13 protein-coding genes and 1 riboswitch are annotated in these 13,348 nt (G+C 67.9%); of the genes, 7 read left to right on the top strand and 6 right to left on the bottom strand.

Features of this window, described 5'->3' with window-relative positions:
• Together OG474_RS03005 and OG474_RS03000 are read right to left on the bottom strand one after the other, a co-directional pair.
• A complete protein-coding gene (locus tag OG474_RS03005) occupies window positions 1-1,287 on the bottom strand; it encodes a class I SAM-dependent methyltransferase (protein WP_405060617.1) in 1,287 nt (428 codons plus the stop codon).
• On the bottom strand, window positions 1,284-2,663 hold the full coding sequence (locus OG474_RS03000) for an FAD-binding oxidoreductase (protein ID WP_405060616.1): 1,380 nt from the start codon (window positions 2,661-2,663) through the stop codon (window positions 1,284-1,286). Before OG474_RS03000 ends, OG474_RS03005 begins: the two co-directional genes overlap by 4 nt.
• A gap of 190 nt (window positions 2,664-2,853) precedes the next feature.
• On the opposite strand from OG474_RS03000, the gene OG474_RS02995 reads away from it, so the two are divergent.
• The 4 genes from OG474_RS02995 to OG474_RS02980 are packed head-to-tail and all read left to right on the top strand — an operon-like array spanning window position 2,854 to window position 6,108.
• Window positions 2,854-3,801 (top strand): hypothetical protein, encoded by a 948-nt coding sequence (locus tag OG474_RS02995; RefSeq protein ID WP_405060615.1) that lies wholly within the window; start codon window positions 2,854-2,856, stop codon window positions 3,799-3,801.
• Between the two features lie 20 nt (window positions 3,802-3,821).
• Window positions 3,822-4,730, top strand: a complete 909-nt coding sequence (locus OG474_RS02990) for a 2-hydroxyacid dehydrogenase (protein ID WP_405060614.1) — start codon at window positions 3,822-3,824, stop codon at window positions 4,728-4,730.
• A gap of 27 nt (window positions 4,731-4,757) precedes the next feature.
• Window positions 4,758-5,843: a WD40/YVTN/BNR-like repeat-containing protein gene (locus OG474_RS02985; protein WP_405060613.1), complete on the top strand. Its 1,086-nt coding sequence runs from the start codon at window positions 4,758-4,760 to the stop codon at window positions 5,841-5,843.
• A 1-nt stretch (window position 5,844) separates the two neighbouring features.
• Entirely contained in the window at window positions 5,845-6,108 is a 264-nt protein-coding gene (locus OG474_RS02980) for a MoaD/ThiS family protein (protein WP_405060612.1), read from the top strand.
• A 1-nt stretch (window position 6,109) separates the two neighbouring features.
• Here the strand turns inward: OG474_RS02980 and OG474_RS02975 are convergent, their stop codons facing one another.
• Window positions 6,110-6,478 carry a nuclear transport factor 2 family protein gene (locus OG474_RS02975; RefSeq protein WP_405060611.1) on the bottom strand — a complete coding sequence of 123 codons (369 nt, stop codon included), beginning with the start codon at window positions 6,476-6,478 and terminating at the stop codon, window positions 6,110-6,112.
• A 140-nt stretch (window positions 6,479-6,618) separates the two neighbouring features.
• Here OG474_RS02975 and OG474_RS02970 point away from each other — a divergent pair, with 140 nt between their 5' ends.
• Entirely contained in the window at window positions 6,619-7,158 is a 540-nt protein-coding gene (locus OG474_RS02970; RefSeq protein WP_405060610.1) for an AAA family ATPase, read from the top strand.
• 1,109 nt (window positions 7,159-8,267) lie between these two features.
• On the opposite strand, the gene OG474_RS02965 is transcribed toward OG474_RS02970, so the two are convergent.
• Entirely contained in the window at window positions 8,268-9,179 is a 912-nt protein-coding gene (locus tag OG474_RS02965) for a 5-aminoimidazole-4-carboxamide ribonucleotide transformylase (RefSeq protein WP_405060609.1), read from the bottom strand.
• 15 nt (window positions 9,180-9,194) lie between these two features.
• A riboswitch (ZMP/ZTP riboswitch) is annotated at window positions 9,195-9,267 on the bottom strand.
• 68 nt (window positions 9,268-9,335) lie between these two features.
• On the opposite strand from OG474_RS02965, the gene OG474_RS02960 reads away from it, so the two are divergent.
• On the top strand, window positions 9,336-10,322 hold the full coding sequence (locus tag OG474_RS02960) for a hypothetical protein (RefSeq protein ID WP_405060608.1): 987 nt from the start codon (window positions 9,336-9,338) through the stop codon (window positions 10,320-10,322).
• On the opposite strand, the gene OG474_RS02955 is transcribed toward OG474_RS02960, so the two are convergent.
• On the bottom strand, window positions 10,319-11,032 hold the full coding sequence (locus OG474_RS02955; RefSeq protein WP_405060607.1) for a class I SAM-dependent methyltransferase: 714 nt from the start codon (window positions 11,030-11,032) through the stop codon (window positions 10,319-10,321). The two genes, OG474_RS02960 and OG474_RS02955, sit on opposite strands and share 4 nt — an antisense overlap.
• Window positions 11,033-11,086: 54 nt before the next feature.
• On the opposite strand from OG474_RS02955, the gene ilvD reads away from it, so the two are divergent.
• Window positions 11,087-12,754 carry a dihydroxy-acid dehydratase gene (ilvD, locus tag OG474_RS02950; RefSeq protein WP_405060606.1) on the top strand — a complete coding sequence of 556 codons (1,668 nt, stop codon included), beginning with the start codon at window positions 11,087-11,089 and terminating at the stop codon, window positions 12,752-12,754.
• Window positions 12,755-12,757: 3 nt separating this feature from the next.
• Here ilvD and OG474_RS02945 read toward each other — a convergent pair whose 3' ends face one another.
• Window positions 12,758-13,129 carry a hypothetical protein gene (locus OG474_RS02945; RefSeq protein ID WP_405060605.1) on the bottom strand — a complete coding sequence of 124 codons (372 nt, stop codon included), beginning with the start codon at window positions 13,127-13,129 and terminating at the stop codon, window positions 12,758-12,760.
• Window positions 13,130-13,348 lie beyond the last annotated feature (219 nt).

Genomic DNA, 13,348 nt, shown 5'->3' with positions numbered 1-13,348 from the left:
TCAGCTGAGCCAGGTGGGGCGGAGGGGGAAGTGGGCGTCCGCCCCAGAGTCCAGTTTTACGGCTAGGAATTGGTGTAGTTGGGTGTTGTTGCGTTCGAAGCCGACTCGGCAGGCGGCTAGGTAGAGGCCCCAGATTTTGGCGGTGGCGGGGCCTACTTCGGCTACTGCTTCGTCCCAGTGGGCGAGGAGGTTTTGGGACCAGGCGCCTAGGGTCAGGGCGTAGTGTTCGCGGAGGTTCTCTGAGTGGCGGACTTCGAAGCCGGCGTCTTGGGCTTCGGCGATGATGCGGCCGGAGCCGATGAGTTCGCCGTCGGGGAAGATGTAGCGGTCGATGAAGGCGCCGGTGGAGCGGTAGTGGTTGTCGGGGCGGGTGATGGAGTGGTTGAGGAGCCGGCCGCCGGGGCGCAACCGGTCTAACAAGAAGCCGAAGTAGGTCGGGTAGTTGCGGACGCCGATGTGTTCGGTGAGGCCGATGGAGCTGATGGCGTCGAAGTCGCGTTCGGGGACGTCTCGGTAGTCGAGGAAGCGGACTTCGGCCAGGGATTCGAGGCCTTCGCGTTTGATGGCTTCGTTGGCCCAGTGAGCTTGTTCGGCGGAGAGCGTGACGCCTAGGGCCTGTACGCCGTACTCGCGGGCTGCGTGGCGAACCATGCCGCCCCAGCCACAGCCGACGTCGAGCAGGCGCATGCCGGCGCGGAGGTCGAGTTTGCGAGCCACCAGGTCGTACTTCTCGTACTGCGCCTCTTCCAAGGTGGCATCCACAGACGGATAGACGGCGCAGGTGTAGGTCATGGAGGGGCCGAGGACCCACTCGTAGAACGTGTTGGAGACGTCGTAGTGGTGGTGGATCGCGGCCTTGTCGCGCGTCCTCGAATGCCTCAACCCTTCGAAGGTACGGCGCCACTTGGGGAGGTGTTCCTGAGGCGGCGGCGGGGGTGGCTTCAGGTGACTCCAGCCGAGGCCTCGGACGATGCGGAGGGCTTCGGTGGGGGTGGGGCGTTCGAAGTGGACCTGGTTGAGGAGCATGCGCATCAGGTCGTAGGGGTTGGCCGGGTGTGCGCCGGTGATCTCAAGGTCGCCCATGACGTAGGCGCGGACGAGGCCGAGGTCGCCGGGGGCTGTCAGGACGTAGGAGAGGCCGCGTTCGGTGGCCAGGTGCATGTGGATCGGGGAGTCCGCGGGGCCAGTCGCACTGCCGTCGTACGCCGTGAAGCGGAACGGGAGGCCGTCCGGGGTCACGGTGGTCAGGGCTTCTGCGATGGATACCTGTGTTGCGAGCGTCGTCATCGGCGCGTCACCGCCTTTTCGTAGAGCCCGGTGAGCCGGGCGTCCGGGTCGTAGCGTTGTTTCACCTCAGTCAGGGCCGGGACGTTGTAGAGCCGGTCGAAGGTGTCTCTGTCGTAGTAGGCGTCGGAGTAGAGCGACTTGTGGCCGCCGAAGCGGGCTACCGCGTCCTCGATCGAGCGGTTCACGTCACCGTCGGCCGCGCCGGGAGCGATCGGGACGGTGCCCCAGAAGCCGACATTCACGTACGTCGCCCCTGGCTCGAGCGGATAGAGCGGCCACGAGTCCGATCCACGGAGCCGGAGCGGGCACAACCACACCGGCCGCATGCCGACCTCAACATCGAACCAGCGCAGGAACGCGGCCAACGAAGCCACCGGGATCTCAACATCCTGTACGACGCGCTCCCGCGGCGCACCGCCCCGGCGTGCGTTCAGACGGGCGGCGACGTGATGACGGTTCTCGAATCCGACGAGCTTGTGGAACACGTCGCTGCGCCGCCATCGCCGCGGCCACAACCGCCGTACCAATGGCTTCTGTGCACCGAAAGCGGCCGAGCACCAGAACCAGTCGGTGTCCCAGCGCCACAGGTAGTCGTGCGCGGTGAGGAAGTCGGTCTGTCGCTGCTGGATCGAGCGATAGTAGATCTGCTGCCCGGTGTAGTCGCTCGTGCGCACAGCCGCGTCGCTGTTGCGGCCGAGCGTCAGATAAGCCTCGGAAGGATCGAACGCGACCCCGTCCACGAAGTGCACCGGCTCGTCGCGATAGGAGCCCGAGGCAACGATCTCGTCGATGGCCGGAGCCAGCTCGTCGAGCGACAACCGCACGTGCCGCAGGGCGACGTACGGGGAGATGCGGTCCAGGGAGATCCGCAGGCGGGTCGCGTACCCGAGGGTGCCGTAGGAGTTCGGAAACACCCGGAAGAGCAGCGCATGCCGACCCGAGGGCCGTGCGGTGTAGACCTCCCCGGCGCCGGTGAGGATGTCCATCTCCAGCACGGACTCGTGCGGCAGCCCGGCGCGGAACGATGAGGACTCGATGCCGAGGCCGGTCACCGCGCCGCCGAGCGTGATCGTCTTGAGCTGCGGGACGACCATCGGCGTCAGTCCGTGCGGCAGGGTCGCCGCGACCAGGTCCTCGTACGTGCACATGCCCTGTACGTCGGCCGTCCGCGCGACCGGATCGACGCTGATCACCCCGGTCAGCCCGGATACGTCCAGCCCCGGTGTGCTGAGCTCGGTGCGCGGGCGGAACAGGTTCGAGCTACGTTTCGCCAGCCGCACGGGCTCGCCGACTCCGATGCGTTCGTACGACGCCCGCAGCCGGCCTACCGCCTGATCGTGCGCGAGCGTTGCGGCCGCATCCGATGTCGAAGGCACCTAATCAGAGTACGACGCTGACTCGGGCACCGCATGGGACTTCTGTCACGCCTGTTGACCGGTTGAGGCCACGCCGTACCGGGCACCGCTCCGGACCGCTGGACTGAGTCTTACGACCGGCAGTGCGGTCCCGGCAGGAGACGGACGAACGATGCAAGAGGACGAACGACCGGACCGGACATTCCGGTTCATGACCGTGACGCAAGCGCAACGCCTTCGTGAACTGGCCCGCGACGCGCTGGGTCGGCACGGCGTCACCGTGACGATCGAGCCGACGCATCTGGCCGGCGACGGCCGCATCTACCCACTGAACTCGCTGGCCGTCCGGTGCTCCGAGCTGGACGCATCGGAGTGGCCGGCTTTCGTCGAGAGCTATCTGGCCGAAGCGGTCGCTGCGGACCGCGAGCGGCCCGCAGCAGTGGTGCCAGAGGTTTCAGGGACGGCGGTGGCAGAGTCGCGGCCGCCGGAGCCGGACGGGGAGCTGGAGGGAGCGCCACAGACAGCGCCACAGACAGCGGAGGACCGTGCGCTGCTGCCGAAACTCCGCTGGCAGCTGTACTCCGACCGGCACCCGGTCGAGCCGTGGATAGAGGCCAAGGTCGTGACGATTGCTCCGGGCCTGACGAAGGTGGCGACGGTGGAGGAACCGGACCATGTGTCCACGCCTACCGAATCGACCTTCGCACGGTTGAGCGACTTGGACCTCGACGTCGCAGCCCGGGCCGGACTGCGATCCGAGCAGATCGAGACTCACGAGGAGATCACGACGAAGTCGGGTGCCACGGTGCACCTCGTCGGCGGTACCTCGATGTTCATCGCGAGCAAAGTGCTGATCCCCGGCGATCTCGCGCGCTTGGCGGGCGCTCCGACGACGCCGCCGTTCGGGATCTTGTTCTGCGCGCCGTCGCGCCACCTGCTCGCGTTCCACCTGATCCGCGACGAGACGTACCTGGCCGCGGCCCTGGACCTGTGGGACTTCGGCCGTCAACAGTTCACCGGCACGGTGGAGCGGCCGATCAGTCCGGATGTCTACTGGAGCCGGGCCGCGCATACCAGTCGCGCGATCAGTTTGGAGGACCGGACGATGGAGATGGATGGGCAACTGATCAGCGTGGGCTCCTACCTCGACTACTGGTGAGCACTAGTAGGTTCAGCTGTATGGGTGAACTGGTGAGGGCGTGGCTGCCGTGGGAGGACTCGGAGCGGGTGCTCGGTGGGGTGCCAGACGGGGTGGTGGCGCAGGGCGGGCCTGATGGTGCTGAGCTCTTTGTGCCGGGGTACATGGAGGGCGTGGACCTGCCGGAGGCGTTTGCGGCGATGCCGGAGTTGAAGGTGGTGCAGCTGCAGACCGCCGGGTACGAGGGCGTGCTGCCGCATCTCCCGGAAGGCGTGACCCTGTGCAATGCGCGCGGGGTCCACGACGCGTCAACGGCCGAGTTGGCGGTCGGGCTGATCCTGGCGTCGTACCGGCGGTTGCCGCGGGCGGTGCGCAACCAGGAGCTCGGGGTGTGGCCGACCGACTACGTGGACATGGATGATTCGCTGGCGGATCGGACCGTGCTGATCGTCGGGTACGGGTCGATCGGTGAGGCGCTGGAGCGGCGGCTGACCGGGTTCGAGTGCGAGGTGGTTCGGGTCGCGCGGCGGCCGCGGGACGGCGTGCACCCGGTGAGCGAGCTCCCGGACCTGCTGCCGCGGGCGGACGTCGTCGTACTGCTGACTCCCGCGACCGACGAGACGCGCGGCATGGTCGACGCGAAGTTCCTCAGCCAGCTGAAGGACGGCGTACTCCTCGTGAACGTCGCCCGCGGCGTCATCGTCAACACCGACGCTCTGATCGCCGAGCTCGGGAGCGGCCGCATCTCCGCCGCGCTCGACGTCACCGACCCCGAGCCGTTGCCGTCCGGTCATCCGTTGTGGTCTGCTCCGAACGTGCTGATCAACCCGCATCGCGGGGGTGCCTCGACGGCGTTCGAGCCGCGGGTCGCCCGGCTGGTGCGCGCGCAACTGGAGCGGTTCGCCCGCGGCGAAGCACTCGTCAATGTGGTGGCAGGCCCACCGCGCTAGGAGACCTACCATGCTAGGAGGACGGCGATGTCCGAGGCCGTACTGCTGATCGGGACCAAGAAGGGGCTCTGGATCGGCCGCAGCGACGCTGCGCGCCGTGAGTGGAGGCTGGACGGGCCCGCGTTCGAGATGCAGGGCGTGTACGCCGTGGGCATCGACACGCGCGGTGAGCGACCGCGACTGTTCGCCGGTGGGACGAGTGAGCACTGGGGGCCGGCGGTCTTCCACTCCGACGACCTCGGGCAGACGTGGGACGAGCCGCCGGAAGGCGCGATCGGGTTCCCGGCCGGGACGGATGCGTCGCTGGAGCGGGTGTGGCAGATCCAGCCGGCGCCGGCCAGTCAGCCGGGAGTCGTGTACGCCGGGAGTCAGCCGTCCGCGCTGTGGAAGTCGACCGATGGGGGAGTGACGTTCGAGCTGGTCCGCGGGTTGTGGGACCACCCGCATCGGGAGCAGTGGGGCGCGGGTTTCGGCGGTCAGGCTGTCCACACCGTGCTGCCGCATCCGGCGGATCCGGCGCGAGTCAGTGTTGCGATGTCGACCGGCGGGGTCTACCAGACGTCCGACGGCGGTACGACGTGGTCGCCCGCCAATCACGGGATCAAGGCGTACTTCCTGCCGGATCCCGATCCCGAGTTCGGTCAGTGCGTGCACAAGCTGGCGGCGCATCCCGACGTACCGGAACGTCTTTTCGCGCAGAACCATCATGGTGTCTACCGGTCCGACGACGGTGGCGAGATCTGGAAGTCGATCGCGGACGGGCTGCCTTCGGACTTCGGCTTCCCGATCGCGGTGCATCCGCACGAGCCCGACACGGTGTACGTCTTCCCGTTGGTGGCCGATGGCAACCGAATCCCCACCGACGCGACCTGCCGCGTCTACCGCTCGCGCGACGCGGGCGCGACCTGGGAACCGCTGACCAACGGTCTCCCCGATGTCTCCTACGTGCCGGTGCTTCGCGACGCCCTGACCACCGACAGTGCCGACTCGGCCGGTGTGTACGTCGGCACCCGGGACGGCTGTGTCTACGCGAGCGCGGACGCGGGTGACACCTGGACGGAGGTCGCCCGCCACCTCCCCGACGTACTGACCCTGCGCGCCGCGGTGATCTGACGTGATCACCCTCCGGCTCCCACCCGTGCTCCGTCCGTTCGCGGGCGGAGCGGAGGCGGTCGAGGTTGACGCCGACACAGTCGGAGCAGCCCTCGCGGCCACCCAGCCGGCCCTCCGCCGCCGCCTCACCGACGAACAAGGCGCGGTCCGCCGCCACGTCAACATCTACCTGGGCTCCGACAACATCCGCGACCTGTCCGGCCCCGACACCCCGCTCCCCGAAGGCGCCGAACTCCTCATCCTCCCCAGCGTCGCCGGCGGCTGACCTAACGCCAGATGCCGGTCCAGTCATAGAGCTCCGCGCTGGTGGAGTACTCCCGCAGGTAGTCGATGCGACCGTCCGTCACACGTGCGACGGTCGCACCGTCGAAGGCCCCAGACTTGCCGAGCCAGGTGCATTCGAACTGCCACTCGGCGACCAGAGTGCTCCCGGCGGACGCCTGGCTGGTCAGCTCCCACCGGTCAACACTTCCGCCCGCGGCGAACCACTGGCTCATCCACTGCGCGACCCGAGCCTTCCCGCGGTACGTCGGCCCGTAGGCCTCGATCACCACGCAGTCGTCAGCCAGCGTGTCGAGCACCGCCTGAACGTCATGCCGACGCCAGCCGTCGATGTACGCCTCCAACAAATCCATCCGCCGATGTTTTCATGCGCCAACGCGGAGTCGCTCGGCACGAACGACAGGTGGTAGTTGGGCAGGACCGGTCTCTGCGCGCCTGGCCCAGGGGCCTTCAGAGCGGAGACCTCCTGTCGTTGGTGCCGTAGTTTCGGGGCGTGACGGGTGAAGTGATCGTGGTGACGGGGTCGCCGGGGGCTGGTAAGACGACGGTCGCCGGGTTGGTTGCTGCGGAGGCCGAGCGGCCGACTGTGCACCTGATCACGGACCAGTTCTTCGAGGCGATCCGGACCGGCTTCATCCCGCCGTACTTGCTGGAGTCCGAGTCACAGAACGACGTTGTGGTCGACGCCTACGTGGCCGCGGCGGCGACGTACGCGCGCGGTGGGTACGACGTCGTCGTGGACGGTGTGGTCGGCCCCTGGTATCTGCCGCCGTTCCGCGCGGCCGCGGCGCGGGACGGTCTGGCGATCTCGTACGTCGTACTGCGCCCAACGCTCGGTACGACGCTCAGCCGGGCGCAGGCGCGTGGTTCCGGGGCGCTGCGCGACGAGCAGGCGATCACCGGTCTGCACGAATCCTTCGCCGACCTCGGCCCGCTGGAGCACCACGCCCTCGACACCACCAACCAGACGCCGCTCGCCACCGCAGACGCCGTCCGCCAAGCGCTCGCCGCCGGCACCCACCACCTCCGCTAACTCGCGATTCGTGTCGCGAAGGACACGTAGTGGTCGGTGGCCGCGACCTCCCGCACGCCTGGCAGCGGCCGCCAGACGCCAGCTCGAGGCACCACTACGTGTCGTTACCGACGCTCAGCCGGTGGCCGGTGGCCGGTGGCCGGTGGCCGGTGCCGGCCGGTGCGCGCCGCCTCCTCCAATCCGCCGCCCTGGTCGGTGTACTCCGTGCACGAAGCGCGACTTTGGGTACCCACCGACCATCCGAGCTGCCCGAAAACGGTTGGTGGATACCCAAAGATCCGCTCGATGCACAAAGAGCAGCCGGCCCACTCCGAACACGGCCGCCCACCCTTGGGCACGAACCGCGTCTTTGGGCACGAGCGGCGTCTTTGGGTACCTACCGACCATTCGGAGTGCCTGGAAACGGTTGGTGGGTTCACAAAGTTGGGGATCGTGCACAAAGAGCCGCCGGCCCACTCCGAACACGGCCGCCCACCCTTGGGCACGAACCGCGTCTTTGGGCACGAGCGGCGTCTTTGGGCGCCCACCAACCATTCGGAGTGCCTGGAAACGGTTGGTGGGTTCACAAAGTTGGGGGTCGTGCACAAAGAGCCGCCGGCCCACTCCGAACACGGCCGCCCACCCTTGGGCACGAACCGCGTCTTTGGGCACGAGCGGCGTCTTTGGGTACCTACCGACCATTCGGAGTGCCTGGAAACGGTTGGTGGGTTCACAAAGTTGGGGATCGTGCACAAAGAGCCGCCGGCCCACTCCGAACACGGCCGCCCACCCTTGGGCACGAACCGCGTCTTTGGGCACGAGCGGCGTCTTTGGGCGCCCACCAACCATTCGGAGTGCCTGGAAACGGTTGGTGGGTTCACAAAGTTGGGGGTCGTGCACAAAGAGCAGCCGGCCCACTCCGAACACGGCCGCCCACCCTTGGGCACGAACCGCGTCTTTGGGCACGAGCGACGTCTTTGGGAACCCACCAACCATTCGGAGCGCCCGGAAACGGTTGGTGGGTTCACAAAGTCGAGCCCCGTGCACAAAGAGCAGCCGGCCCACCTTTGGGCGGGAGGCGGGAGGCGGGATGCGGACGGGGGACGGGGGACGGGGATGCGCCGGGGGACTCAGTGGCGGAAGAGGCGGAGGTTGGTGGGGGACCAGGTGATGTTGTGGGTGGTGCAGGCGGCGGCTACTTCGGGGGAGCGGATGGAGCCGGCTGGTTCGGCGATGTGGGTTACGCCGTAGGTGGCGGCTGCTTCGATGTTGTCGGCGAAGGGGAGGGCGCCGTCGGAGACCATGGCGACGCCGGTGAGCGGGGCAGCGGAGTGGCGGGACCACCAGAGGGCGGCCTTTGCTCCGGCCAGGTGGGTGCAGTCGACTCGGGATTGCTGGCCGGCGCCGATGCCGATGGCCATGCCGTCTTTGAGGAGGGCGACGGTGTTGGACTGGGTGTAGCGGACGACGATCAGGCCGAGCAGGAGGTCACGAGCCGCGTCCTCAGGAACCGAAGGTGCCAGGAGGTCGCGAGTCAGCGGCACGTCGTCGCGGCTCTGCGTCAACCGAACGCCGTACAGCTCACGCACCTCCTCGCAGGGCGGTTCGAACAGCGGATCCGCCTCCAGCACCAGGTACGTGCCACGCTTCTTGGCCGCCAACACCTCCACCACACCCGGCGCGTACCCAGGCGCGATGATCCCATCACTGACCACGCGCCGCAGCACGTCGGCGAGCTCAAGATCCACCGGCTCCGAGACCGCCACGAAATCGCCGTACGACGACTTGGGGTCAGCGTCCCGGGCGCGTCGGTAGGCGTCCGCGACCGACGTACCGAGTGCGGCACCAGCTGGGGAGACATGCTTGTACGACGCCGCCGCCGGCTGCCCGAAGGTCGCACCGGCCTCCCGCACGAGCTGCCAACCGGTCAGCGCGTCCAGCACATTGATGTACGACGGTTCGCCCGCGACGACCGTGAACGGTGCCCGCGGTCCGACGACCGTCAGCGCCGCCGTCTGATGTGGATTCATCCCATAACGCATGAGCAGACCTCCGCAAGGAGGCGCCCAGGCGGACGACGCCAGATAGGGTCCGCTCCCCGGTGGTGATCCACCCTCGCCAGTCGCGGTAGGGCAGAGCCTATTGCAGGAACGTGCAATTCGGGTCCAGAGAGGTCCGAGGAGTCTTACCATCCGCGAATGGGGTTCTTCTCGCGAAAGGAGGCGTCGGAAGTCGATGTGTCCGGGTTCAGGCTGGATCAGGCCTGGCTGGACGACGACCTCGACGCCGCGTACTCGGCGGTCCGCCAAGGCGACCTGTCGACCGGGCTGGCGTTGCTGAAGGTGACACCGGCCAACACGAACCTGCGGTCGATCCGGGCGACCGGGTTGGCCAAGGCCGCGGTCGGGCGGAGCGAGCAGCTGGAGATGCGGCTGGAGGCCTACCCCAAGGACCCCGATCTGCTGTTGTGGTTCGGTCAGACGCTGGTGCTCGAGGCGTGGGGCGTGCGGACCGGGCAGTGGGCGAAGGATGTGTCAGCGCAGCGGTTCGCGATGTTCCACGACATTCTGCGGACGGCGGCCGAGGTGCTGCAGGGCGCGATCGTCTCGGCGGCGGACGACTCGGTGCCGTGGGAGGTGCTGCAGTGGGCCGCGCTGGGATTGCAGGCGGAGCTGGAGGACAAGGCCGAGATCTTCCATGCCGCACTGGTCCGCCACCCGGGCAGCTACGCGGCGCACACCGGTCGCGTTCAGGTGCTGGCGAACAAGTGGTCCGGGCTCGGAGTCGAGCAGTTGATCGACTTCGGTGACGGTGTCGTTTCGAGGGCCCGATCGGGCAGCGTTCTGTGCAGCATCGCGGCCAACGTGTTCAACGAGGTCTGGCTGGAGATCGCCTCCGACAAGGACCTGCCGCGGGACGACCGGATGAAGCGCTACGCGAGCAGAGTCACGGCCCGCCGTACCGACTTGCTCACCGCCCGCGCCAAGTGGAACGACGCCCGTACGCCGGACCCCGCGGACGTCGCGGCCAACGGGGCGATGGCGTTCGCGCTCAAGTGGGCGAACGCGAAACCCGAGGCGATGGAGCATGCGTGCCGCACCGAGGGCCGGATCGAGAGCGTGCCGTGGGGCTATGTCGGCGGCGTGGCCGGCTTCGGTGAGGCACTCAAGCGACAGATGGACTAGACCTTCTCGGCGCGGAAGACCATCAGCCGGGACTCCGGCACGAACTCCTCGCCGTGCCAGCCGGCGGTCACCTGCACGGTGAACCCGGCCGCCTCCAGGGCCGCGGTGATCTCGGTCGCCGAACGGAAGTAGAGCTCGTTGCGGTAGACGTCGTCGCGACCGTCGTCGTACAGGTTGTGGGCGTCGAAGACGACGCGGCCGTCGCTGACCTCGATCAGGTCGAGCCACTCGGTGAGGTGCCCGACGGGCGTGTCACGATCCCCGTACGTCGCCTCGCGCGTCCACGACTCCCAGGCCCGCGCCGCGGGGTTGCGCGACTCGAAGGCCAGTACGCCGCCGGTGCGGAGCGCGGCTGCCAACGCGGTCAATGTCGCGGGCAGGTCGGCGATGTACATGACCGCGTTTCCGGTGGACAGCGCGAAATCGACGTCGCCGGTCGGCGCGATCGCGCCGGCGTCACCGGAGATCCAGGTGACCGAGCTCGGCGTACGGCGGGCGTAGTTGAGCATCGTCGGACTGGGATCGATGCCGATCACCTCCCGGCCGGGCGTCGCCAGCGCGCGGGTCAGCAGCCCGGTGCCGCACCCGAGATCGAGGACCTTTCGGGCATCGAGGGAGTCGGCGAGAGCGCGGAAGTACGCGTGATCGTCGCCGGGAGCATTGTCGAGGTCGTACAGCTCGACCAGGTTCTCGTCACCAAAAGGATCCACCTCGCGAACGCTAGAGAGCCTGGAACGCCGAAGCAAAGTGTTTAGAGTGACCCCATGGTCGATGTGAAGCCCCGCAGCCGCACTGTCACCGACGGTCTCGAAGCCACCGCGAGCCGAGGGATGCTCAGAGCGGTCGGCATGGGCGATGACGACTGGGTGAAGCCGCAGATCGGGGTGGCCTCGAGCTGGAACGAGATCACCCCCTGCAACCTCTCGCTGGACCGGCTCGCGAAGGCGGTCAAGGAGGGCGTGCACGCGGCCGGTGGGTATCCGCTGGAGTTCGGCACGATCAGCGTCTCCGACGGCATCTCGATGGGTCACGTCGGGATGCACTACTCGCTGGTCAGCCGCGAGATCATCGCCGACTCGGTCGAGACCGTGATGGAGGCCGAGCGCCTCGACGGCTCGGTTCTGCTGGCCGGTTGCGACAAGTCCCTGCCCGGCATGCTGATGGCGGCCGCGCGGCTCGATCTGGCGAGTGTGTTCCTGTATGCCGGTTCGATCATGCCTGGGCGGTTGGGCGACAAGGACGTCACGATCATCGATGCCTTCGAGGCGGTCGGTGCCTGCGTTCGCGGCCTGATCACCCGCGAGGAGGTCGACGCCGTCGAGCGCGCGATCTGCCCGGGTGAAGGTGCTTGCGGCGGTATGTACACGGCCAACACGATGGCCGCGTCCGCCGAGGCGCTCGGGATGTCGCTGCCCGGGTCGGCGGCGCCGCCCGCGGTGGATCGGCGTCGCGACGGGTATGCGCGGAAGTCCGGTGAGGCCGTGGTCGGCCTGCTGCAGAAGGGGATCACCGCGCGACAGATCCTCACCAAGGAGGCGTTCGAGAACGCGATCGCCGTGGTGATGGCGCTGGGTGGTTCGACGAACGCCGTGCTGCACCTGCTCGCGATCGCTCGTGAGGCCGAGGTCGACCTGACGCTGGACGACTTCAACCGGGTCGGCGACAAGGTCCCGCACCTCGGGGATCTGAAGCCGTTCGGCCAGTACGTGATGACGGACGTGGACCGGGTCGGCGGTATCCCGGTGATCATGCGCGCGCTGCTGGACGCCGGTCTGCTGCACGGCGACTGCCTGACGGTGACCGGCAAGACGATGGCCGAGAACCTGGCCGACATCGCCCCGCCGGATGTCGACGGCACGATCATCCGCGCGCTGGACAAGCCGATCCACCACACCGGCGGCATCACCATCCTGCACGGCACGCTCGCTCCGGAAGGCGCGGTGGTGAAGAGCGCGGGGTTCGACTCCGACGTCTTCGAAGGTACGGCGCGCGTGTTCGACGGCGAGCGCGCAGCGATGGATGCCGTGGCGGAGTTGAATCCGGGCGATGTCGTCGTGATCCGCTACGAAGGTCCCAAGGGTGGCCCGGGGATGCGCGAGATGCTCGCGGTCACCGGGGCGATCAAGGGCGCCGGCCTCGGCAAGGACGTGCTGCTGCTCACCGACGGCCGCTTCTCCGGCGGTACGACGGGGCTCTGCGTCGGCCATGTCGCACCGGAAGCCGTGGACGGCGGGCCGATCGCGTTCGTCCGCGACGGTGATCGAATCACCTTGGACGTGGCGAACCGCACGCTGGAGCTCCACGTCGACGCGGACGAACTGACCCGCCGTACGGAAGGCTGGACGCCCAAGCAGCCCGCGATCACCAAGGGCGTCCTCGGCAAATACGTCCGCCTCGTCGGCTCAGCCTCCCAAGGCGCAACCTGCGGCTGACCGTCAGCAGGGTTGCACGAAGTAGACCGGCGTCATGTCCTCGTAGCCCTGCGCGTTCGGCGGGAACCACCTCCAGACCGTTTTCCGGTCCTGCATGAGCACCGCGGCCCAGACATTGCCGGTCTGGTGGTTCCAGCCGTACCCGGGGCCGACCCAGCCGCTGACCGGGTAGATGCCACAGCGGTAGTAGTCGTAGGTCCGGCCGTTGATGTTGACGCAGAAGTGGCCGGACTCGCAGTTGATGGCCTTGCCCGGAACGTTGGTCCGGACGACGAAGCCGGGATCGACCTGCTGGGCGGCGGCCGTCGTGCAGGCCAGCAGTGACCCGGTGACGAGAGTTACAGCGGCGAGTGCGATGGAGCGAAGAACAGGCATCGAATGGTCCCTTCGGGGCGGGGCTGTTCCGCTCAGAATCGCCGGTGCCGCTGACATTTCGATGACATCCGCCACTGAGACGCTCGTCCCAACAGGTGAGACGCAGGATGCCCGAACTTGACCTGGACCTTGTCGGCGGGCGAATAATGCCTACATGCGATCGATTCTCCTCGTACTTGTGCGGCGCGCCGACTGACGCGACCTCTGAGTCGAGCGCGC

Origin of the sequence: Kribbella sp. NBC_01505 (genome assembly GCF_045040285.1) — a bacterium.
GTDB lineage: Bacteria > Actinomycetota > Actinomycetes > Propionibacteriales > Kribbellaceae > Kribbella.
This window is presented reverse-complemented; position numbering and strand designations above follow the sequence as displayed.